At 65.5% G+C, this 21,740-nt stretch carries 25 protein-coding genes; 15 read left to right on the top strand and 10 right to left on the bottom strand.

Features of this window, described 5'->3' with window-relative positions; all coding sequences use genetic code 11:
* Positions 1-19: 19 nt before the first annotated feature.
* Together AC066S_RS27910 and AC066S_RS27915 are read right to left on the bottom strand one after the other, a co-directional pair.
* Positions 20-640 carry a GNAT family N-acetyltransferase gene (locus AC066S_RS27910; RefSeq protein WP_024338084.1) on the bottom strand — a complete coding sequence of 207 codons (621 nt, stop codon included), beginning with the start codon at positions 638-640 and terminating at the stop codon, positions 20-22.
* Positions 627-1,244, bottom strand: a complete 618-nt coding sequence (locus AC066S_RS27915; RefSeq protein WP_167767509.1) for a hypothetical protein — start codon at positions 1,242-1,244, stop codon at positions 627-629. Before AC066S_RS27915 ends, AC066S_RS27910 begins: the two co-directional genes overlap by 14 nt.
* Positions 1,245-1,315: 71 nt before the next feature.
* On the opposite strand from AC066S_RS27915, the gene AC066S_RS27920 reads away from it, so the two are divergent.
* Complete coding sequence (locus AC066S_RS27920) at positions 1,316-2,356, top strand: LysR family transcriptional regulator (protein WP_126258431.1); 1,041 nt, start codon at positions 1,316-1,318, stop codon at positions 2,354-2,356.
* Between the two features lie 18 nt (positions 2,357-2,374).
* On the opposite strand, the gene AC066S_RS27925 is transcribed toward AC066S_RS27920, so the two are convergent.
* Complete coding sequence (locus AC066S_RS27925; RefSeq protein WP_478271127.1) at positions 2,375-3,544, bottom strand: autotransporter outer membrane beta-barrel domain-containing protein; 1,170 nt, start codon at positions 3,542-3,544, stop codon at positions 2,375-2,377.
* Between AC066S_RS27925 and AC066S_RS27930 the strand changes: the two genes are divergently transcribed.
* Positions 3,429-3,902 carry a hypothetical protein gene (locus tag AC066S_RS27930; protein ID WP_478271182.1) on the top strand — a complete coding sequence of 158 codons (474 nt, stop codon included), beginning with the start codon at positions 3,429-3,431 and terminating at the stop codon, positions 3,900-3,902. The genes AC066S_RS27925 and AC066S_RS27930 overlap by 116 nt on opposite strands.
* Positions 3,903-3,917: 15 nt before the next feature.
* On the top strand, positions 3,918-4,124 hold the full coding sequence (locus AC066S_RS27935) for a cold-shock protein (RefSeq protein WP_018645416.1): 207 nt from the start codon (positions 3,918-3,920) through the stop codon (positions 4,122-4,124).
* Between the two features lie 92 nt (positions 4,125-4,216).
* Here the strand turns inward: AC066S_RS27935 and purN are convergent, their stop codons facing one another.
* Both purN and purM read right to left on the bottom strand, forming a co-directional pair.
* Positions 4,217-4,870: a phosphoribosylglycinamide formyltransferase gene (gene purN, locus AC066S_RS27940; RefSeq protein ID WP_478271128.1), complete on the bottom strand. Its 654-nt coding sequence runs from the start codon at positions 4,868-4,870 to the stop codon at positions 4,217-4,219.
* Positions 4,870-5,943 carry a phosphoribosylformylglycinamidine cyclo-ligase gene (gene purM / locus AC066S_RS27945; protein ID WP_126258434.1) on the bottom strand — a complete coding sequence of 358 codons (1,074 nt, stop codon included), beginning with the start codon at positions 5,941-5,943 and terminating at the stop codon, positions 4,870-4,872. Before purM ends, purN begins: the two co-directional genes overlap by 1 nt.
* Before the next feature lie 155 nt (positions 5,944-6,098).
* Between purM and AC066S_RS27950 the strand changes: the two genes are divergently transcribed.
* From AC066S_RS27950 to ppx, 4 genes are all read left to right on the top strand, one after another.
* Positions 6,099-6,641, top strand: a complete 543-nt coding sequence (locus AC066S_RS27950; protein ID WP_025035876.1) for a CDP-alcohol phosphatidyltransferase family protein — start codon at positions 6,099-6,101, stop codon at positions 6,639-6,641.
* Positions 6,642-6,733: 92 nt separating this feature from the next.
* The gene (locus tag AC066S_RS27955) at positions 6,734-7,411 is read left to right on the top strand and encodes a P-loop NTPase family protein (RefSeq protein ID WP_135169488.1); all 678 of its coding nucleotides are present in this window, start codon (positions 6,734-6,736) and stop codon (positions 7,409-7,411) included.
* Between the two features lie 153 nt (positions 7,412-7,564).
* The gene (locus AC066S_RS27960) at positions 7,565-9,757 is read left to right on the top strand and encodes an RNA degradosome polyphosphate kinase (protein WP_164718710.1); all 2,193 of its coding nucleotides are present in this window, start codon (positions 7,565-7,567) and stop codon (positions 9,755-9,757) included.
* Between the two features lie 15 nt (positions 9,758-9,772).
* Positions 9,773-11,275 carry an exopolyphosphatase gene (gene ppx / locus AC066S_RS27965; protein ID WP_135165361.1) on the top strand — a complete coding sequence of 501 codons (1,503 nt, stop codon included), beginning with the start codon at positions 9,773-9,775 and terminating at the stop codon, positions 11,273-11,275.
* Positions 11,276-11,312: 37 nt separating this feature from the next.
* Here the strand turns inward: ppx and AC066S_RS27970 are convergent, their stop codons facing one another.
* From AC066S_RS27970 to AC066S_RS27980, 3 genes are read right to left on the bottom strand one after another with little or no spacing between them, the layout of a single operon-like run.
* The gene (locus tag AC066S_RS27970; protein WP_478271129.1) at positions 11,313-12,686 is read right to left on the bottom strand and encodes a sensor histidine kinase; all 1,374 of its coding nucleotides are present in this window, start codon (positions 12,684-12,686) and stop codon (positions 11,313-11,315) included.
* On the bottom strand, positions 12,683-13,348 hold the full coding sequence (locus AC066S_RS27975; RefSeq protein WP_126258438.1) for a response regulator transcription factor: 666 nt from the start codon (positions 13,346-13,348) through the stop codon (positions 12,683-12,685). The genes AC066S_RS27970 and AC066S_RS27975 overlap by 4 nt, the downstream gene beginning before the upstream one ends.
* Positions 13,348-13,635, bottom strand: coding sequence for a PepSY domain-containing protein (locus AC066S_RS27980; protein WP_430644572.1), 288 nt, complete (start codon positions 13,633-13,635; stop codon positions 13,348-13,350). Before AC066S_RS27980 ends, AC066S_RS27975 begins: the two co-directional genes overlap by 1 nt.
* 171 nt (positions 13,636-13,806) lie before the next feature.
* On the opposite strand from AC066S_RS27980, the gene AC066S_RS27985 reads away from it, so the two are divergent.
* The 5 genes from AC066S_RS27985 to AC066S_RS28005 all read left to right on the top strand — a co-directional run bounded on the left by AC066S_RS27985 (position 13,807) and on the right by AC066S_RS28005 (position 19,404).
* Positions 13,807-14,082, top strand: a complete 276-nt coding sequence (locus AC066S_RS27985; RefSeq protein ID WP_478271130.1) for a PepSY domain-containing protein — start codon at positions 13,807-13,809, stop codon at positions 14,080-14,082.
* 11 nt (positions 14,083-14,093) lie between these two features.
* Positions 14,094-14,657 carry a cytochrome b/b6 domain-containing protein gene (locus tag AC066S_RS27990; protein WP_478271131.1) on the top strand — a complete coding sequence of 188 codons (564 nt, stop codon included), beginning with the start codon at positions 14,094-14,096 and terminating at the stop codon, positions 14,655-14,657.
* A 329-nt stretch (positions 14,658-14,986) separates the two neighbouring features.
* Positions 14,987-16,021, top strand: a complete 1,035-nt coding sequence (locus AC066S_RS27995; protein WP_235884747.1) for an efflux RND transporter periplasmic adaptor subunit — start codon at positions 14,987-14,989, stop codon at positions 16,019-16,021.
* Positions 16,022-19,096: an efflux RND transporter permease subunit gene (locus AC066S_RS28000; protein WP_478271132.1), complete on the top strand. Its 3,075-nt coding sequence runs from the start codon at positions 16,022-16,024 to the stop codon at positions 19,094-19,096.
* On the top strand, positions 19,093-19,404 hold the full coding sequence (locus AC066S_RS28005; RefSeq protein ID WP_478271133.1) for a DUF3240 family protein: 312 nt from the start codon (positions 19,093-19,095) through the stop codon (positions 19,402-19,404). The genes AC066S_RS28000 and AC066S_RS28005 overlap by 4 nt, the downstream gene beginning before the upstream one ends.
* A 9-nt stretch (positions 19,405-19,413) precedes the next feature.
* Here the strand turns inward: AC066S_RS28005 and AC066S_RS28010 are convergent, their stop codons facing one another.
* Positions 19,414-20,274: a TerC family protein gene (locus AC066S_RS28010; protein ID WP_478271134.1), complete on the bottom strand. Its 861-nt coding sequence runs from the start codon at positions 20,272-20,274 to the stop codon at positions 19,414-19,416.
* A 41-nt stretch (positions 20,275-20,315) separates the two neighbouring features.
* On the bottom strand, positions 20,316-20,738 hold the full coding sequence (gene ndk, locus AC066S_RS28015; protein ID WP_126258446.1) for a nucleoside-diphosphate kinase: 423 nt from the start codon (positions 20,736-20,738) through the stop codon (positions 20,316-20,318).
* On the opposite strand from ndk, the gene AC066S_RS28020 reads away from it, so the two are divergent.
* The 3 genes from AC066S_RS28020 (at position 20,731) to AC066S_RS28030 (ending at position 21,707) form a co-directional block, all read left to right on the top strand.
* Complete coding sequence (locus AC066S_RS28020; RefSeq protein WP_126258447.1) at positions 20,731-20,973, top strand: hypothetical protein; 243 nt, start codon at positions 20,731-20,733, stop codon at positions 20,971-20,973. The genes ndk and AC066S_RS28020 overlap by 8 nt on opposite strands.
* Before the next feature lie 75 nt (positions 20,974-21,048).
* Positions 21,049-21,309, top strand: a complete 261-nt coding sequence (locus AC066S_RS28025; protein WP_126258448.1) for a sulfur globule protein precursor — start codon at positions 21,049-21,051, stop codon at positions 21,307-21,309.
* A 224-nt stretch (positions 21,310-21,533) separates the two neighbouring features.
* A complete protein-coding gene (locus AC066S_RS28030) occupies positions 21,534-21,707 on the top strand; it encodes a hypothetical protein (RefSeq protein WP_478271135.1) in 174 nt (57 codons plus the stop codon).
* Positions 21,708-21,740: the final 33 nt, after the last annotated feature.

Below are 21,740 nucleotides of genomic sequence, written 5' to 3' on the forward strand. Positions count from 1 at the left end.
GCGCCGAGCTGCACCAGTTTCAGCGGTCGGCGAGCGCGAGGTCCCGCAGCGGTGAGGTCACCGCCCGCCCCGCCGAGGCGTCGAGCACGCCGGGCCGGTCCCAATCGCCCTCGGGACGGATGATCACATAGGGATCGCTGTCCAGCGTGATCGCGTCCGGGCCCGGCTCGATCTCCAACAGCATCTCCGTGTAGGAAAAATCCGAGAACGTGATCTTGCGATTATGGCCGAGCGGCTTGGCGCCGAAATGCGCCCAGAAATCCACCAGCCTGTCCTGCGCCTGACCGTAGATCTTGCGAAAGCCCTTCCGCTTCACATAGTCGACGCTGGCCTGCACCAGCTTGAAGGAGACGCGCGAGCGCCGATACTGGTGCCGCACCGCGAGCCGCTCCACCTTGGCGAAATCGCCGAAGAAGCGCACCCGCAGGCAGCCCGCGGGTTCGTTGCCGACGAAGCCGATGAAGTGCGCCGCGACCATGTCGTTGCCGTCGAACTCCTCCTCGAATGGACAATCCTGCTCGGCGAGATAGACCGCGGAACGAATGGCGGTGACCAGCATGAGATCGTTTGGATCGCGCGCAAGGCGGATGGTGATGGCGCGGGAACAGGGCTTGGCGACAGGGATCCTAGTACCGTGCATCTGCAAAACTCCTTGCTTGAATGATTGCGGCGGACATACGCATCGGCTGCCGATGCCAGGGCCGCTCGTAGCACCAGAGGTCGGGCTGGAAGCTTGGCACCGGTGCAAAGCCGGTCGCCTTCATGATGTCGCGTCCGGCCACCGTTGACGGCTGCGCATAGCAATCCGCGCCGCGAAACCTTAGCTGTCGCAGATGTGCTGCCGCTTTTCCGAGACCGGCGATGCCGCGTCCCGTCGCCGCGATCGCCCAGATGTAGATAGCGGCGACGTCTTCCTTCGCGGCAGCGAGATAGTGCGTCTCGGGCGCGGTAAGGCAGATCTCGTCGAGCAGCAGCGCATCGTGCCCGCGGTCATTGAGAAACAGAAAGGCCATGCCGCCGACGAGATGGCCCTTTCGGCTGAACGTCAGAATGCTCTGGGGATCGAACGTGGCGTATCGCGCAAGCTCTTCCGCTCCGATCCGCACGCCCGGCACCAGCCGGTGCGCCATCTGCGCCAGCGCGGCGATTTCGGAAGATTGCGCGCACCGGACGTCGACATCCGGGCTCAGCGGCAAGGCATCGAAATCATGCCTTGCGTCAAACGAGCCCCTTTCCATACCCATATCGCGCCTCTATCGTTCGAGGCTTTCGTGCCCCGCTACGTCGACGAGCTTAGCGGCTGGAGATCAGGAGTATGCACCAGTTATTGCACCGGGGTGCTGCGATGATGCAGCACCGTGAAGAGGCCCTGGATGCGTCCTGGGACGATTTGAAACTGTTTTTAGCATGCGCAAAATATAAAAGTTTTCGCAATGCCGCCGAGGAGCTCGGGCTCACCTCGACCACGCTGATGCGCCGGGTCGACCGGCTCGAAGAGAGCATCGGCTGCAAGCTATTCCTGCGCGACCAGAGCGGGCTCACGCTCAGCGATGAAGGCACCGCGATGATCGCAGACGTTGCGCATATGGAGCGTCATGCCTTCAACGTCTTCCGGCGCGCTTCGCGATCGTCGAACGACACCTCGGGCACCGTGCGCGTCGCGGTGACGGAGGGGCCCGGCAATTTCTGGATCCTGCCGCGACTGATCGACTTCCAGAAGACCTACCGCAGGATCACCGTCGATCTGCGTTGCGCGATGGAGCAGGCCGACGTCGCACGGCTTGAATCGGACATCGCGATCCAGCTCGAGCCGCCGACCAACCCCGACCTGATCGTCGCCAAGCTCGGCCGCCTGCACATTTATCCGTTCGTCTCCAAGGAGTACGAAAACCTCTACGGTGTGCCGACGACCCTTGCGGAGCTGAAGGACCACCGTATCATCAAGCAGAGCGCACCGCAGGTCGACGACGGCGCCTATGCCCGCGTGCTCGGACTGAAGTCGCTGGAGGGCATCGTCGGGATCAAGACCAATTCCTCGGTCGGCGTGCTCTACGCCGTCGAACGCGGCGCCGGCATCGGCTTCCTGCCGACGGTCTCGATCGCGCTCGGCGCGCCGCTGGTCGCCGTCGATCTCGGCGTCAGCCACCACGCCGATCTCTGGCTCACCTATCACAAGGAGTTCCGGACCTCCGAGCGCCACAAGATCGTGGTCGACTGGCTCAAGCAGATCTTCGATCCCAAAACCTATCCCTGCTTCCGCGACGAGTTCATCCATCCGAACGCGCTGGTGCCGATGATGACGGCCGCGCGCGAGGGGTTTGGGCTGACGGGATATGTCGCGGCGACGCCGACATAGGCAGGGGCGAACGTCCGCTCACCACCGATATTCGAAGCCGACCATGCCCTGGTGCGAGGTCAGCTCGTTGCGGAATTTGCCGTCGTAATTGACGTAGAGCCGCGCCACACTGGTCAGGCTGAGCGAAGCCGAGGCGCCGGCATCCGCGCCGTAACGGCTCTCGCCGATGCCGGGAACGATGATGCTCTGGCTTCCCAGGCTGACCTGGATCGACCCGAGATCCTGGTAGAAATTGTCGACGAACTTGCCGTAGGCGGACAGGTCGAGGATTTTCTGATCGATGACGAAGTAACGGCCGACCTCGGCCCCGATCATGACGCGTGCGCGCGAGAGCGCCGTCGAGCCGACGTTGAGCGGATCGAGGCCTCCGGTCTCCTGGAACGCCGCGCTGGTGGCGCGCACATATTCCAGCGCCCCTTTGGGCACGACACGCATCTGGTCCTGGGTCCAGTAATAGCTGATCTCGGTCAGCGCGCCGTCGATCGCCGCGCGATAGCCCGCGGTCGCAAGGCCGAGACCGGTGTCGCGGCTGGAGCGGACCTTGCCGAAGCCGTGCACCACGGCGAAGGCCCAGGTCCACGGGCCCTTGTCGACCGAGCCGCTGAATCCGATTTGCGTCAGGTCGAGCGTCGCCGATTGCAGCGCCAGCGGCACGTCGATGTCGGTGTGGCTCTGGTCGACGGAGAAGCCGAGATTGACACCCGGCGCAACGCGCGCGCCAAAGCCGGCGACGCCGCCAACCGTCTTGCGCTTGTCGCCGACGAAGTCGCCTTGCGCATCGGAGCGGACCGAGATGCCGTAGCCCTCGAACCAGGTGCGGTAACGCGGATCTTCCGTGCTGGCCGATGCGCCGCCGCCGCCGGGATTGGTCCGGAACGCCCGGTTGAAACCACCCGATACCTGGTTGCCAAGCCGCTCCAGGAAGCTGGAGCCGAGATTGAGCGCGCCGCTGCGGACCGACTGGTCGTAATTGGTCGATGTCGGCGTCGGGACCGGAGTCGGTGACGGCGTGGGCGTGGGCGTGGGTGTCGGCGTCGGCGTTGGCGTCGTGCTTTGCGCCAGGACTGGCGATATGGCCGACATCATCACGACGATCGCAAATGCCATCGCGATCGCGGCCGCGACCCTGCCGACGCGGCTCCGCCCGATCGTCTGCCCTGTCCCTGAAGGCTGCGAGGTGCAGCACATGACGACTAATCCCGAAGCAAAGGGCGGTCCGCAAAAATGCAACACGAACGGCTCGCATGTGTGGCGATTTGGGCCGAACTGCCACGGAGGGTCAACCGCCTGGCACGCTGTCGCCGTGCCTATTGCCCTCGGTTGTGGTTCCGCGGCCACAGGTCGCAAAAAGCAAACGATGGTACCCGGCCCGGTCTTGAAAAGCGCGCGCGGCTTGCTAACGCGCGATTTTCATGTTGCAATATCGGACACAATCGGAATTGGCCGCTCGGCTGTGCGTTTCGTGACATTGAGACTCGAACAGACTTCCGGAAGCCCGTTTGTGGCGTGGCACGCGAAAAGGCGGCCGCGTCTTTTTTCTATCTAGTGGAGGAGACTAGCGATGCCGCAAAAGGGCACCGTCAAATGGTTCAACCCGACCAAGGGCTATGGGTTCATCAAGCCGAACGGCGGCGACAAGGATGTGTTCGTTCACATCTCCGCCGTCGAGCGCGCCGGACTCTCGACCCTCAACGAGAACCAGGTGGTTGAATACGACCTCGTGGAGAACCGCGGCAAGGCATCCGCGGAGAACCTCAAGGTCTCCTGATTTCTCTCGAAGCTGACACACGAGAGATCATGACGTTGCCCCCGGCTCTGCCGGGGGATTTTATTTGCGATGAGCGCCGCGAGGACGGCGCTTCAGCCCACCACCGGCGCAATCAGGAAATTCTCAGACGGCCCGCTGCCATCCGTCTTGCACACATCGCCCTCAATCCGGACCTTGCCGGTTGCCAGCAGCCGCAGCGCTTCGGGATAGATGCGGTGCTCGACTTCGAGGATGCGCTCCGACAGCGTATCTCCCGTGTCGTGGTCGCTGACGGGCACCGCGCCTTGCATCACGATCGGGCCGGCGTCGGTCTCGGGGATCACGAAATGCACCGTCGCACCGGAAAGTTTGACGCCGGCACGCAAGGCCTGGCCGTGCGGATCAAGGCCGGGGAACGACGGTAGCAGCGACGGATGGATGTTGAGCATCCGCCCGTACCAGGCTTTGGTGAACTCGGCCGTGAACAGGCGCATGAAGCCGCCGAGACAAATCAGCTCGATACCGTGCTCATCGAGCGCTGCCTGGAGCACCTTCTCGAAGCCGGCGCGATCCTTCCCGAACGGCTTGCTCTCGATCACCAGCGTGTTGACGCCGCTCGCTTTGGCCCGTTCCAGTCCGAGCGCATCGGCCTTGTTCGAAATGACAACCGAGATCTCCGCCGGGAAATCCGCCGAGCTTGCGGCCCTGATCAGCGCGGCCATGTTGGAGCCGCGGCCGGAGATCAGGATGGCGACGCGGCGCTTCATCACAGCGCCAGATCGAGATGGCCGTTATAGACGACGCGGTGCTCGCCCTCGGCCGGGATCACGGTGCCGAGCTGCGCCACGGTCTCGCCGGCGTCGGTGAAGACCTCGATCACCTTGTCGACCTTGTCGGGCTCGACGATCGCGATCATGCCGATGCCGCAATTGAAGGTGCGCAGCATTTCCAGCTCGGCGATGCCGGCCTGTGCCGCCAGCCATTTGAACACCGGCAGCACCGGCAGACGCGCGAGGTCAATGCCGACGCCGAGATGCTGCGGCAGCACCCGCGGAATGTTGTCGGTGAAGCCGCCGCCGGTGATGTGGGCAAGGCCCTTCACCGCGCCGGTCTCGCGGATCGCGCGCAGGCAGGATTTGACGTAGAGCCGCGTCGGTGTCAGCAGCGCGCCGCCGAGCGTCATCACGGGTGCGAACGGCGCCTGTGCGGTGAAGCCGAGGCCTGATTGTTCCACGATCTTGCGGACCAGGGAGAAGCCGTTGGAATGCACGCCTGATGAAGCAAGACCGATCACGGCGTCGCCCGCCGCGATGTCCTTGCGCGGCAGCAGCGTACCGCGCTCGGCGGCACCGACGGCAAATCCGCCGAGATCGTAATCGCCGTCCTTGTACAGGCCGGGCATCTCGGCGGTCTCACCGCCGATCAGGGCGCAGCCGGATTCGCGGCAGCCTTCCGCGACGCCCGCAACGATCGAGGCCGTGGCCTCGGGGTCGAGCTTGCCGCAGGCGAAATAGTCCAGGAAGAACAACGGCTCGGCGCCCTGCACCACGAGATCGTTGACGCTCATGGCGACGAGGTCGATGCCGATCCCGCCGTGCAGCCCGGTCTCGATCGCGATCTTGACCTTGGTGCCGACCCCATCGGTCGCGGCGACCAGGACGGGGTCCTTGAAACCGGCCGCCTTGAGGTCGAACAGGCCGCCGAAGCCGCCGATCTCGGCGTCGGCGCCCGGCCGCGCTGTGGCGCGCACCATCGGCTTGATCAGATCGACCAGGCGGTTGCCCGCGTCGATATCGACGCCTGAATCGGCGTAAGTGAGGCCGTTTTTGCGGTCGGTCATGCCCGATTTCCAGTGGGTTTGCGGCTGGTTACGTCGAATTCCGGGGACACGCAATGGCTCGCATGGCGCTCCTGCCTATACTATGTAGATATCAACCGGTTCAGCCTCCCGAGGGGCCGGATTCGAGGTCAGACCGGGTGCCGGGAAGCGCTTTCGTGAGTATTCCGAACATCATCACGCTGGGCCGCATCATGCTGGTCCCGATCATCGTCTGGGCCATCGTGTCGAGCCAAATGGAGGTCGCGTTCGCCGTCTTCCTGATCGCCGGTATCAGCGACGCCGTGGACGGCTTCCTGGCCAAGCGCTTCAACATGACGAGCGAGCTCGGGGCCCTGCTCGACCCGCTCGCGGACAAGGCGTTGCTGGTCTCGATCTACATGGCGCTGGGCATCTGGGGCGCGATCCCGCGCTGGATCGTGATCCTGGTGGTCTCGCGCGACATCATGATTGTCGCCGCCGTGATCGTATCCTGGCTGTTCGACCGGCCGGTCGAGATGAAGCCGTCGAAAGTGTCGAAGCTCAACACCGTTGCACAAGTGGCGTTCGCGGCGCTGGTGCTGGCGGCGCTTGCCTTCGGCTTCAAGCCGGCCCCTTATGATATCATCCTGATGGGCCTCGTCACGGTCTTCACGCTCTCCTCGGTGTCGCTCTATCTGGTCGAATGGCTGCGGCACATGAGTACGATCGAGGCCAAATGAGGGAATGCGGCCCCGCAAAAGGCCAACTCCCGCCCGATCAAGTCGGAATTCTCTTCAGACGGGCCGGCGCGCCGGCATGGAGCAAGACAAGCGTGGCAGGCCGCGTCCATCCCCGACAATTGGCGTTTTCGCTTCCGCATGCGGAGAGCCTCAGCCGGGACAATTTCCTCGAGGGCCCCGCCAACGCGGCCGGTGTGGCGCTGATCGACAGCTGGCCGGAATGGCCGAACCGGATCATGTGGCTCGCCGGCCCGGAAGGCAGCGGCAAGAGCCACCTCGCCGCGATCTGGGCCGAAATATCAGGCGCCCGCTCGACCGCCGCCAACGTCCTGACCGCCGCCGGCGTTCCGGGCGCGCTCGCCACCGGCGCCCTGGTGGTCGAGGATCTCCGGGCGGGCGATTTCGACGAACGCGCCCTCTTTCACCTGATGAACCTTGCCCGCGAGGACGGCGCCTACGTGCTCTTCACCGGACGCGAGCTGCCGGCCGCGCTGGAGATCGAGCTTCGCGACCTGCGCTCGCGTCTGCGCGCCGTGCCGGTGGTCACGCTGCTGCCCCCGGACGACCAGCTCTTCCGCGGCCTGATCGTGAAATTCTGCGCCGACCGCCAGCTCAATGTGGACGAGAGCGTGGTCAGCTATCTCGCCACCCGCCTGGAGCGGTCCTCGGCCGCCGCCCGCCAGGCCGTGGAACTGCTTGACAGCGAGGCCCTGCGGCTCGGCCGCCCCGTGACCCGGGCGCTGGCCGCCGAGCTACTCCGGGATGCCTGATCCCGCGCGCCCGCGCGCAGGCCGCGAGGCCCGCTTGACGCAGCGAAGCGGCGGAACATCAATGTCATCGAAACGTCATCGCTGTAACACATGCTCCCGCGGGTTTTGCGCATAGATCGCAAAGTGAGGCGAGACAGGATGGACAGACTTCTGATGGACTCTGCGCAAACCATTGAAACAAAAGAAAAAATCGTGGAAGCTGAGGGTCTGCCGGCGATCGCCTCCAGCCCCGAACGATTCATCAATCGCGAGCTCTCCTGGCTGCATTTCAACCGCCGCGTCCTGGAGGAATCGGTCAATTCCAACCACCCGATGCTGGAGCGGGTGCGATTCCTGTCGATTTCAGCAAATAACCTCGACGAATTCTTCATGGTCCGCGTCGCCGGCATCAAGGCCCAGGTGCGCGAGGGCATCGCCGAACGCAGCCCCGACGGCCTGACGCCATCCGAGCAGCTCGCGCTGATCAACCGCACCGTCTCCGAACTTGCCTCCGACCAGCAGGCAATCTGGCGCGACCTGCGCGGCACGCTGGCCGATGCCGGCATCGTGCTGGTCGACGGCAAGGACGTCACCAAGGCGGAACGGACCTGGATCGAGGAGTACTTCCTCAACAACGTGTTCCCGTTGCTGACGCCGCTGGCGATCGACCCGGCGCACCCCTTCCCGTTCATCCCGAGCCTCGGCTTCACCATCGCGCTCCAGCTCACGCGTGCAGCCGACGGCAAGCAGATGAACGCGCTGATCCGCATGCCCGGCAAGATCGACCGCTTCATCCGCCTGCCGGCCGACGGCAAGATCGTTCGGCTGATCTCGCTGGAACAGGCTACTGCCCTGTTCATCAACCGCCTGTTCCCCGGCTACAATCTGCACGGCCAGGGCGCCTTCCGGATCATCCGCGACTCCGAGCTCGAAATCGAGGAAGAGGCGGAAGACCTCGTCCGCCTGTTCGAGACGGCGCTGAAGCGCCGCCGCCGCGGATCGGTGATCCGGCTCGAGATCGACGCCAAGATGCCGGAGCAGTTGCGCAACTTCGTTCAGCACGCGTTGTCGGCCGCCGACGACGAGGTCTTCCTGGTCGACGGCGTGCAGGCGATGAACGAGCTCTCGCAGCTCACCCGCATCGACCGTCCCGATCTCGAATTCACCCCTTACGTGCCACGCCACCCCGAGCGTGTGCGCGAGCACGGCGGCGACATCTTTGCCGCAATCCGGCAGAAGGATCTCGTCGTCCATCATCCTTATGAATCCTTCGACGTCGTGGTGCAGTTCCTGCAGCAGGCCGCACGCGACCCCGACGTCGTCGCGATCAAGCAGACGCTCTACCGCACCTCCAACAACTCGCCGATCGTGCGCACGCTCGCCGAAGCCGCCGAGGCCGGCAAATCCGTCACGGCGCTGATCGAGCTGAAGGCGCGCTTCGACGAGGAAGCCAACATCCGCTGGGCGCGCGACCTTGAACGCGCCGGCGTGCAGGTCGTCTACGGCTTCCTCGAGCTGAAGACGCACGCAAAACTCTCGATGGTGGTGCGCCGCGAGGGTGGCAGCCTCACCACCTATGTTCATACCGGCACCGGCAATTATCACCCGGTCACCGCGCGCATCTACACCGATCTTTCCTACTTCACCTCCGATCCGACCATCGGCCGCGACGCCGCGCGCGTGTTCAATTTCATCACCGGCTACGCCGCGCCGAGCGATCTGGAAAAGATGGCGGTGTCGCCGCTGACCTTGCGCAAGCGCATCATCGAGCACATCCAGGGCGAGACCGCGCATGCGCGGCACGGCCGGCACGGCGCGGTCTGGATGAAGATGAATGCGCTGGTCGACCCCGATATCATCGACGCGCTCTACGAGGCCTCGCAGGCCGGCGTGCAGGTCGAGCTCGTGGTGCGCGGTATCTGTTGCCTGCGCCCCGGCATTCCCGGCCTATCCGAGAACATCCGGGTCAAATCGATCATCGGGCGCTTCCTGGAACACGGCCGAATCTATTGCTTCGGCATGGGCCAGGGCCTGCCGAGCGCCAAGGCGGCTGTGTATATCTCGTCCGCCGACATGATGCCGCGTAACCTCGACCGCCGCGTCGAGGTGCTGTGTCCGCTGCAAAATCCGACGGTGCATCAGCAGGTTCTCGAACAGATCATGGTCGCCAACCTGAAAGACAATGAACAGAGCTGGCAGTTGTTGCCGGACGGGTCCTCAACGCGTATGAAGACCGCGAAAGGCGAGGAGCCTTTCAACGTCCACAACTACTTCATGACAAATCCGAGTCTGTCTGGCCGTGGAAAGTCGCTCAAGGAATCCTCGCCGCGTCGTCTCACGCGCCGGAACGAACGCCATCCGTCCTGATCGGGGATTTCCGACGTGAAGCGGCCGCGCAAGCGCGGCTCGAGCGTCGCGGTCATCGACATCGGCTCCAACTCGGTCCGTCTCGTCGTCTACGAGGCGCTGGCGCGGAGTCTCATTCCGATCTTCAACGAGAAGACGCTGTGCGGTCTCGGGCGCGAGGTGCAGAGCACCGGCCTGCTCGCCCCCGACGCCGTCGACAAGGCGCTGACCTCGCTCAAGCGCTTTCGCGCCTTGTGCCGCGTGATGCAGGTCGGACGCGTGTTCGCGATCGCCACAGCCGCCTGCCGCGACGCCTCCAACGGCGCTGATTTCATCGCCAAGGCCGAGCGCATCTGCGCCGTGAAGATCGAGATCCTGTCGGGCCCGCGCGAGGCGCGGCTGTCGGCGCTCGGCGTGATCTCCGGCATCCATCATCCCGACGGCATCGTCGGCGACCTCGGCGGCGGCTCGCTCGAATTGATCGACGTGCGCAAGAACAGCGTACGCAGCGGCGTGACACTGCCGCTCGGCGGGCTCGCGCTGCAGGATCTTGCGCACAGATCGCTCAAGCGCGCCGATCGCATCGTGCGCGAGGAGCTCGACGAGGTGCCGCAGCTGACCGCGGGCCGCGGCCGCAACTTCTACGCGGTCGGCGGGACCTGGCGCGCCCTCGCGCGCATTCATATCATCCAGAGCGGCTATCCGCTCCAGGTGATGCACGGCTATTCGCTGTCCGCGGCGGAAGCGCTCGACTTTTCCCGCAGGCTGCGGCGCCTGGCAGCCGCAAACATGCTCGCCGACATCGAGAGCGTTGCCGATGCGCGCCGCCCGCTCCTCACCTATGCGGCCCTGGTGCTCGAGCACATCATCCGGGTGGCGAAGCCGAAGACCATCGTGTTCTCGACCTTCGGCGTGCGCGAGGGCCTGCTGCACGAGAAGCTGCCGGAGGCGGAACGCAACAAGGACGGCCTGATCTGCGCCGCGGAGGAGCTGAACCAGCTGCTGTCGCGCTCGGCGAAGCACGCCCGCGAGCTGATCGCCTGGACCGATCGCCTCGTGCGCGTGGTCAAGCTGCGCGAGACCGAGGAAGACCGGCGGCTGCGCCACACCGCGTGCCTCTTGTCCGATATCGGCTGGCGCGTGCATCCGGATCACCGCGGCGAGCAGACGCTGAGCCTCGTCGTCAACGGCAATTTCGGCGCGATCACCCACACCGAGCGCGCCTTCGTCGGCCTGTCGGTGTTCTATCGCTATGCGGGCCTCAGCGAAGAAAATCAGCCGCCGGTCACCACGCAGGAGCTGCTGACGCCGGCGCAGCTCGAACGCGCGCGTCTCTTGGGCGCGGCGTTCCGCGTCGCGCATCTGATCTCGGCGGCACGTCCGGGTGTCTTGCCCGCCACGCATTTCCGCAGCCAGGGACGCAAATTAATGCTGGTGTTCGAGCACCGCCTCGGCGACCTCGTCGCCGACCGCGTCGGCAGCCGTTTCCGCCAACTCGCCCGCCTGATTGGCCGCGCCGGCTCGATCGTGCGGCGCTGACGAACAGAACAGGTGTCAAGCGAGCGGCTGGGGTTCTTCAATCAGCAGCCATCCGATCGCACCTGCCCGCCGGCGCGACGATGGCTTTCAGTCCACCGAGCTCGGACTCGGCGAGAATCAGCTGCCATCCGTAGGCACTGAGCACGTCCTGAACGATCGCGAGGCCGAGGCCGGCCCCTTCGCCACGCTCGTCCAGCCTGACCCCGCGTTCGAGCACGCGTGAACGTTCGGCGGGCGCGATGCCCGGACCATCATCCTCGACCGTGATCGCCGGCTTCGCTGCATCCGCGCCAATGCGCACTTCGCTCTTGGCGTGACGAGCGGCGTTTTCCAAGAGATTGCCCAGCACTTCCGCCAGATCAGTGCGATCGAGCGGCACGCTCGGCTCGCCCGTCATGCAGGTCTTGAAGGCGAGCCGCTGTGCCGCAGGCGTACGCGCCAGCGTCAGGATCAGGGACTGGACAAGCGGTCTGAGCGGCGTGGAAATACCGCCGCGCAGGCGTGCCGTCCCCCTCGCCCGCGCACGTGCCAGCTCGCGGTCGACGTGACGGCTCATTGTCTCGCCGACGGCCTCGATTGCCTGCGCGACCTCCTTCTCACCGCGCTGACGCAACAGCGCGACATCGGCCGCGAGTGCGGCAAGCGGCGTCTTCAGCCCGTGTGCCAGGTCGGCGGCGCGGCTGCGCGACCGTTCGATTTCGCGTTCCTGGGCGTCGATCAGGCTGTTGACCTCTTCCACCAGCGGCTTCACCTCAGTCGGGACCTCGACGGGGAGATGCTTGCGCTGCCCGGAGCGGACGTCCGCGACGCCGCGGCGAAGTGCGTCCAGCGGACGAAGGCCGAGGCCGACCTGGATCGAGGTGGCCGCCGCCAGCACCAGCCCCAGCACGCCAAGCGCCAGCGCCAGATCCCTGGCGAAATGCGAGGCGGCGGCCGTCACGCGGGCGAGATCGGCCGCCACCGCGACACGCACCGGCGCGCGGCGGTCGCCCAGGGTAAGCATCACGCGGCGTTCGCTGACCAGGAGCCGCGCGTCGGCGGGTCCAGGGATGACATGACGATGCAATTCGCGAGGCGACGGCTCATCCCGCGGCAGGTCCAACGCCGTGTCCCAGAGCGAACGTGAACGCAGCACCTGACCGCCATCGTCCGATACCTGCCAGTACAAGCCCGAAAGAGGGTCGGCAAAACGAGGATCGGCCGGCGGCCGGCCGACCACCAGCCTGCCCTGCGCGTCGGCGTCGATACCCGCGACGAGTTGCTTCAGATAAACGTCGAGATCCTCGCCGATGGTGCGCGCGACATGGCGTTCGAACAGCAACGTCAGCCCGGCGCCGGCAATCGTCAGCGCGACCAGGATAGCTACGAGTCCGCCAGCGACCAGTCGCAGCCGCAGCGAGCCCCAGCTCATGGCGTCGTCTCCGGTACCAGATAGCCGAAGCCGCGTCGGGTCTCGATCAGGTCGGCACCGAGCTTCTTGCGCACGCGGCCGATCAGCACTTCGAGCGCATTCGACTCGTGGTCCTCGCCGTGGCCATAGACGTTTTCATCGAGCTCCTGCTGCGATACGACGCGGCCGCGATGGTGCAGGAGAAAGGCGATCAGGCGGTATTCCAACGGCGACAACGCGACGGGTACCCCGCGCAGCATCACCTTCATTTGACGCTCGTCGAGCTCGACCTCGCCGGCGATGATCCGTGGCGAGGCATGCCCCGCCGAGCGGCGCACGATCGAGCGCAGCCGCGCCAGCAATTCCTCCATGCGAAACGGTTTCGGCAGGTAATCGTCGGCGCCCGCGTCGATGCCATCGACGCGCTCGGCCCAGCTGCCGCGCGCCGTCAGGATCAGCACCGGCATAGACCGCCCATTCGCGCGCCAGCGCTTGAGCACCGCCAGACCGTCCATGCCGGGCAAGCCGAGATCGAGGACGATCGCGCCGTAATCCTCGGTGTCACCGCGGAACCAGGCTTCCTCGCCGTTGCCGACGGTCTCGACCACATAACCGGCCGCGCGGAGCGCCCTCTCCACATCGGCCGCGATCCGTCGATCGTCCTCCACGAGCAGCACGCGCATCACTTCTCCTTGATGCGTTCGATCTCGCCGCTACGCGCGTCCACATGCGCTTCGTAGAGCCGGCCCTTGTCGTCAACCAGGCGAAACTCGTAAATCCAGCGGCCGCGCTCACGCTCTATCTCGACCCCCGCAACCTCGCCCGGCAGCTTGCCACGGAGCGAGGCGAGAATGTCGGCGAGCGACTTGATCTCGCCGGCCTCGACTGCGCGGCGAACCGCGTCCGGCGCGCCCTTATCGTGGTCGCCTGCGGCCGCAGGCATCGGCGCGAGCAGGAATCCTGCCAGCAGCGGCACCGCGAGGAATTCCAGAAAGCCTGAGGATTGCATTGGCAGAGAATGCCCCAATCGACCTGACAAATTGCTGACGTGGATCAACAGGCGGCCGTCAGGGCGGTTCTGGCACTGTCCGCCCATCGCCTCGCCGCATGACGCGGCCGGGCGCCACAAGCTGGAGAGAACATGCGCAAGATCACCATCATCGCCGCCACCGCCGCCTTGCTCGCAGCCGCCGCGACCGCTCACGCCGGCAGCCTCGGGCGTCCCTGCACTGCGGCGCCGCAGAACAGCTGGCTGTCGATCGAGCAATTGCAGGCCAAGATCGAAGCCCAGGGCTACAAGGTCCAGAAGGCCAAGCTCAAGAACGCCTGCGGCGAGCTCTACACGATCGACAAGTCCGGCAGCCGGGTCGAATTGTTCGTCGATCCGACCAGCGGCCGGATCGTCGGTCAGCTGTAAGGGGCCGCATCATGAGCGCCATTCACGATACGGTCGTAGCCGGCGGCGCCAAGCCGCCGGCTACGGTAAAGGTCTGGGACCTTTTCGTCCGCGTGTTCCATTGGTCGCTGGCCGGGCTGTTTCTGCTCGCCTATGCGACCGGGGACGAGATAGAAAAGATCCATATCGCCGCCGGCTACACCATTGCCGGGTTGCTTGCGCTCCGGATCGTGTGGGGCTTCGTGGGACCGCGCCATGCACGCTTCAGCGACTTCGTGCGCTCGCCGCGCGCGGTGCTCGCCTATATGCGCGATATGGCGCTGCTCAGGGCGCCACGCTTTCTTGGCCACAATCCTGCCGGCGGCATGATGGTCGTGGCGCTGATCGTCATGCTGATCGGCACCTGCACCACCGGCTACATGATGACGACCGACAGCTTCTGGGGAGCGAAATGGGTGGAGGAGGTCCATGAGGCGTTCGCCAACCTCACGATCGGCCTCGTGGTCGTCCATGTGCTTGGCGTCCTGCTGGCAAGCTTCGAGCACCGTGAGAGCCTGGTGACGGCGATGATCACGGGAAGGAAGCGTCCATCATGAGCGAGGTCGGTTGGCCTGCCCGCCCCCTTTCCGAAAGGCGCGACGACAGCTTGACCTCTGCGGTCATGAAGCAATCGACTGAGATCAACCGAAGCGCGCCACGAACGGCGAGCAGCCTTCCAAAGGGGCTGGCCCGCTTGAGGCAAATCAACCCATCGATGCTCCGGTGGGCTAAGCGAAACCTGCAATCGATCAGCGCTTCGCTCGCCTCCAGGTCTGGGTTTTTCCTCATGCGAGTCCGTCGCAGAACTCTCCCTCTCACCTCGTCCGGGGGCGTGCTCGTTCGTGCGCTCTTCGCCGTTGCATTGAGCCTGCTGAGTTCGGCATCGATGGCGCAGGACGAGGTGAAGCTGAGCGATGCGCAGGCGCGCAATCTCGGCGTCCGGGTAACCCATCCGGTTGCCAGCCGGACCGATCTGACGCTGCCTTACCCGGTCCAGATCATGGTCCCCACGCCGCAATTGTGGGTTGTCAGCGCGCCGGTGGCGGGCATGGTCGCCAATCTCCTGGTCGGGCGCGGCGATCGCGCCACGGCCGGCCAGCCGCTGGTCACCCTGGAGAGTCCAAGCTTCGTCTCCCAGCAACGCGACTATTTGCACGCGATCGCGCAGGAGCATCTCGCCAGCCAGCAACTCAAGCGGAACGTCGATCTGTTCGAGGGCAAGGCCGTGCCGCAACGCGTGCTGGAGGCCAGCCAGGCCGAAGCGCGCCAGGCGGCTCTCGTCGTCGCCGAACGGCGCCAGATGCTGCGCCTCAGCGGGATGTCGGACGATGCCATTTCCCGACTGGCCCAGGAAGCGGCGATCAGCGGCACGCTCACGGTCAATGCGCCGCAAACCGCGTCCGTGGTCGAGGTCGCGGTGTCGCCAGGGCAGCGGCTCGAACAATCCGCGCCGCTGGTCAAGCTGGCGCGGCTGTCGCCGCTGTGGGCCGAGATCGCAGTTCCCGCCGCCAATATTCGAGCGATCCGCACCGGCGCGAAAGTCGAGATCGAGGGCTATTCCACGCCCGGCACGGTCGTGCTGGTCTCCGAGACCATCGACCCTGCCACCCAGACCATCCTGGTGCGCGCGGAGGTCCCCAACGACGGCGAGCTGCATCCCGGTCAGACCACCGCGGCCCGCATCGGCTTTCTTTCCGCCGGCGAAAGCGCCTTTGAGATTCCCTATAGCGGGCTGATCCGGAGGGGCGAGCAGACCTCGGTCTTCGTCGCCTTCGACGGCGGCTTCCGCCTGGTCCCGGTCAAGCTGCTCGCTGAGGATCAGGATCACGTCGTCGTGTCGGGCCCGATTACGGACCGGGATGCGATCGCGATCGGCGGCATCTCGGCGCTTCGCGGCATTCTCTTAGGCCTGGGACAATAGATGCTCCGCCGCCTGGTTGCGTTCGCGTTGTCGCAGCGGCTGTTCGTGATGCTGAGCGTGCTGCTGCTGATCGGCGCGGGCGCCGTCCTCCTGCCCGGCCTGCCGATCGACGCCTTTCCCGACGTCTCGCCGGTTCAGGTGAAGATCATCATGAAGGCGCCGGGCCTCACCCCCGAAGAAGTCGAGCAGCGCATTACCGTCCCCGTCGAGCTCGAGCTGCTCGGATTGCCGAACAAGAAGGTGCTTCGTTCGACCACGAAATACGCGCTGGCCGACATCACCGTCGATTTCGAGGACGGCACCGACATCTACTGGGCACGCAACCAGGTCTCGGAGCGCCTGTCGAACATCTCGCGCGACTTCCCGGAAGGGGTGAGCGGCGGTCTGGCGCCGATCACGAGCCCCCTCGGCGAGATGTTCATGTTCACCATCGACAGTCCCGAGCTTTCGCTCGCCGAGCGCCGGACCCTGCTCGACTGGGTGATCCGCCCCGCGCTGCGGACCGTGCCCGGCGTTGCCGACGTCAATGCGCTCGGCGGCTATGTCCGCGCCTTCGAGATCGTGCCGCGCAACGACGCGCTGGCGGCGCGCGGCATTTCCTACGACCTGTTTCGCCGAGCCATCGAAGCCAACAGCCGCAACGACGGCGCCGGACGGGTGAACCAGGGCGAGGACAGCGCGCTGGTTCGGATCGAAGGCAGCATCCGTTCGATCGAGGACATCAAGGCCATCGTGGTCGACACCCGCGAGGGTGTGCCGATCCTGGTCAACGACGTCGCGACCGTCAAAGCCGGGACGCTGACGCGCTATGGCGCCGTCACGGCGGACGGCCGCGGCGAAACCGTCGAGGGGCTCGTCCTCGGCCTGCGCGGCGCCAACGCGGGTCAGCTTATCCGCGACGTGCGCGCCCGGCTCGCCGAGCTGCAGCCCTCGCTGCCCAAAAGCGTCTCCATCAACGTGTTCTATGACCGCAGCCGCCTGGTCAATCGCGCCGTCGGCACCGTGGTGCGGGCCCTCGGCGAGGCCACCGCTCTCGTCATCGTTCTTCTGCTGCTCTTCCTCGGCAATTGGCGGGCTTCGCTCGTGATCGCGCTCAGCCTGCCGCTCGCCATCGTGATCGCGTTGATCATCATGCGCGTGGTGGGAATGTCGGCCAACCTGATGAGCCTCGGCGGACTTGCGATCGCGATCGGCATGCTGATCGACGCCCTGGTGGTCGTGGTCGAGAACATCGTCGGCAACCTCGGCAAGCACGAACCGGGCAAGTCTCTCCCGCTGATCCACCTGATCTACCGTTCGGTTTGCGAAGTGCTGGAGCCGGTCGCCTCGGGCGTGCTCATCATCATCATCGTGTTCGTCCCCCTGCTGACGCTGCAGGGGCTGGAGGGCAAGCTGTTCATCCCGGTCGCGCTGGCCATCATTTTCGCGCTGGCCGGCTCGCTGCTGCTGGCGCTCACCGTGATCCCGGTCGCGACCTCCTTCGTGCTCAAATCCGCCTCGCATCGCGATCCCCTGCTGGTGCGTGCGGCCCAACGGGTCTACGCCCCGGCACTGGACTGGGCCTTGAACAACGAGCGCAAGGTGATGGCGGCCGCCCTGATCGGCCTGGTTGCGGCGGGCTTCGCCTATACCAAGCTCGGCAAGACCTTCATGCCGACGATGGACGAAGGCGATGTCATCGTCAGCGTGGAGACGCTTCCCTCCGTCAACCTCGACGAGTCGCTTGCCATCAACGCCAGGCTCCAGACCGCGCTTTTGGCCGTGCCTGATATTGCCGGCATCGTCGCCCGCACCGGGTCGGACGAGCTTGGCCTCGATCCCATGGGTCCCAACCAGACCGACACGTTCCTCGTGCTCAAGCCGGCGGCCGAGCGCGCGACCGACAACCGCGAGGCCCTGCTGCAGAAGCTTCGCGAGGTCCTGACCGGCTTTCCCGGCATCTCGCTCAGCTTCACCCAGCCCATCGACATGCGCGTGCAGGAGATGATCAGCGGCGTGCGCGGCGACGTCGCCGTCAAGATCTTCGGCCCCGACATCGCCAGGTTGAATGAAACCGCGGCAAGACTGTCGGCGATCCTCTCCAGCATCGACGGGGCCGAGGACGTCTACACCACGCTGAACGAAGGCGCTCAGTATTACACGGTCGCGGTCAATCGCATGGAGGCCGGCCGCCTCGGCCTGACCGTGGACTCCATCGTCAACTCGCTGCGAACCCAGATCGAGGGCCGAACCATCGGGACCGCGCTCGAGGAGGGACGCCGCACGCCGATCCTGGTCCGGGGCAGCGAGACGACGCGGGAAGCGCCGACGCTGCTGGCGAGCCTGCCGCTGACGCTGGCCTCGGGACAGCATGTCGCGTTGTCACAGGTCGCCCGCATCCAGCGCGTCGACGGTCCGGTGAAGATCGACCGCGAGGACGGCGCCCGCATGAGCGTGGTGCGCGCCAACGTGCGCGGCCGCGACATGGTCGGATTCGTCGAAGCCGCGCGCCAGAAGGTGGCGAGCGAGCTGCCGCTTCCGAACGGCTACCGGCTGACCTGGGGCGGACAGTTCGAGAACCAGCAACGCGCCGCCGCGCGCCTGTCGATCGTGGTTCCCGTCGCGATCGGCCTGATCTTCGTGCTGCTGTTCACCACGTTCGGCGCCATCCGCCAGGCCTTGCTGGTGCTCGTCAACATTCCCTTTGCCCTGATCGGCGGCGTCTTCGCCCTGGTGGTGACGGGTGAGTACCTGTCGGTGCCGGCCTCGGTCGGATTCATCGCGCTGCTCGGCATTGCCGTGCTCAACGGCGTCGTCCTGGTGTCCTATTTCAATCTGCTCCGCGCCCACGGCGTCCCCGAGCACCGCATCGTCGTCGAAGGCACCATGCGCAGGCTGCGGCCGGTGCTGATGACCGCGAGCATCACGGCGCTGGGCCTGATCCCGCTGCTGTTCGCATCCGGTCCGGGATCCGAGGTGCAGCGGCCGCTTGCTATCGTCGTGATTGGAGGATTGCTGTCCTCCACCCTGCTCACCCTGATTCTCCTGCCGATCCTGTATCGCCGCTATGGCGGGACGTCGAAGGTGGCGAAATGATCGACCAGCTTGTCTGCCTCACGCTGATCGTGCCGCATCGGCTCCGCGACGAGGTGTTCGACCATCTCGCCGAACAGAGCGATCTGGTTTCCGGATTCACGGCCACGCAGGGCTCGGGTCACGGCACCGAGGTTCGATTGCATACGGCCGCCGAACGCGTGAAGGGCCATGCCGACCAGACCGTCGTGCAAGTGGTGCTGCCAGGAAAAGAGGCGGGCCGGCTGCTCGACCGTCTGCGGGTTTCGTTCGCCGGAACCAAGCTCGTCTACTGGACGACGCAGGTCATGGAACTCGGCCGGATCGACTGAGAGGTCGGCCTATTCGGCCGACGCCCTGGCGTGGCGCTCGGACGATTCAAGCGCGGCGGCGGTCAGTTTGCGTCCGCGCCAGATGGTGCCGACCACCAGCACGACGATGACGCCGAGCGCGGCGCAGAAATATTCGCCGCCGGCGCCGCCATGGCCGAACTGCGGCGGGATACGCACGGCACCGAGCATGCTGTCAAGCGAGGCGCCGAACGGACCGTCGAACAGCGTGTGCAGCCTCGGCGCGACGCCGGGATCGGTCGCCATCACCTCGCCCGCGATCCAGCCGAGCAGCGCCGCACCGGCCCAGACCAGCACCGGCAGCTTTTCGAGCAGCGCCATGATCAGCGCCGCGCCAGCGACGATCAGCGGCACGCTGATGGCAAGGCCGAGGATCAGGAGCGGCACGCTGCCATTGGCAGCGGCAGCCACCGCGATGACGTTGTCGAGACTCATGACGATGTCGGCGACCACGACGATCTGGATGGCGTGCCACAGATGCGCGGCGGCGTCGACGTCGTCCTCGTCCTCGTGTTCCGGCACCAGGAGCTTGGCCGCGATCACGATCAGCGCGAGTCCGCCGATCAGCTTGAGGTAAGGCAGCTCCATCAGCGTTGCGACGATGCCGGTGAAGATGATCCGCAGCATCACCGCCGCGCCGGCACCGAAGATCATGCCCCACAGCCGGTGTCGCGGCGAGAGGCCGCGGCACGCCAGCGCAATCACCAGCGCGTTGTCGCCGGAGAGCAGGATGTTGATCCAGATGATCTTGCCGACCGCGATCCAGAAGGTCGGCGCAGCCATCTCGTTGCGAAACTGGGTGAAGAACGCCCCGATCGTCGCGGGATCGAAGATCTGCCAGAGCCAGTCCACAATGAGTCCTTTCGTCCGGTCTTTAACTTACGGCGGATTGATCAGCCGACGATCTCGTTGCCCGAGAAGAACTGCGCGATCTCGATCGCGGCCGTCTCCGGCGCATCCGAGCCGTGCACCGAATTCTCGCCGATCGACTTGGCGTAGAGCTTGCGGACGGTGCCCTCGGCCGCCTTGGCCGGATCGGTCGCGCCCATCACCTCGCGGTACTTGGCGATCGCGCCCTCGCCTTCCAGCACCTGCACCACGACCGGAGCGGAGGTCATGAACTCGACCAGCTCGCCGAAGAACGGGCGCGCCTTGTGGACGGCATAGAAGGTCTCGGCCTGTTCCTTGGTCATGCGGATACGCTTCTGCGCGACGATCCGCAGGCCCGCCTTTTCGATCACGGCATTGACGGCGCCGGTCAGGTTACGCTCGGTCGCGTCGGGCTTGATGATCGAGAAAGTCCGTTCGATGGCCATGATCTTGTCCTTGGGAAGAAAAGCGGTGATTGCCGGGTTGCGGGGCTTATATCGGCGCCTTTGCCGGACGGCAAGCGAGCGGCGGGATGACATCACAGGCTTCGCCGCCGGCGGCACGGCCGGATCCGGACATGAATTACCGAGATTTCACCGAGATGAACCGAATCTGAAGCCTCCATTCAGGCTTTGGTTCGGCCTGCCGGCTTATGCTCCTTCCATCGAAGCCCAAACCTGACCATCAGGCGGACGTTTCGGCGGCCTTTCCATCGACGCGGATCGCCCCCGCGCCGGCAGTTTTGAGGAGATCACCATGTTGAGGAAACTTTCGCTTGCCGCTGTCGCTGCGGTTGCGCTCGGTGCCGCGTTGGCGCCGACCTCGGCCTCCGCTCACTGGCGTGGCGGCGGCCCGGGCTGGCATGGGCATGGCGGTGGCGGCTGGCACGGCGGCTACCGCTGGGGCGGACCGCGCTTCTATGCCCCGGTCTCCTACGGTTATGGCGGCTGCTATGTGCGCCGGCTGGTCCCGACCCCCTGGGGACCCCGCTGGCGGCTGATCAACCGCTGCTACTGAGCCCGACAGCACCTTTCTAAACCCCCAAGGTATCTGCGCCCCCCACAGGTACCTTCCAAGAGAAGCCCCGGCGATCCCCCCGCCGGGGCTTCGCATTTTGAGTGGATGGCGCGGGTTCATGCAATTTTGACGAGAATGGCAGTGATCCCCAAGGAATGGCGAAACCATTTTGGGGGTCAATGACTTGGTACCGTGTCTTTACTCTGAGCACACGGAACCGCGCGATGGTTGGGCCCTTTGCCAATGACAGCGAACAGATCGACGGGCGCACCAGCCGATCGATTTGCGATGCCGTGGGCGAACGGCTCCAGCAGAGCCTGCGTCCCGAGACACGGCTCCCGACCCATCTCGAGCAGCTCCTCAACGAGCTGGAGCGGCGCGACCGCGACGCGCATTGAGCGGCGGTCAAGCCATTGCAGAAACGGGTTGCG

The sequence above is a fragment of the Bradyrhizobium sp. CFUWI genome (genome assembly GCF_056429085.1).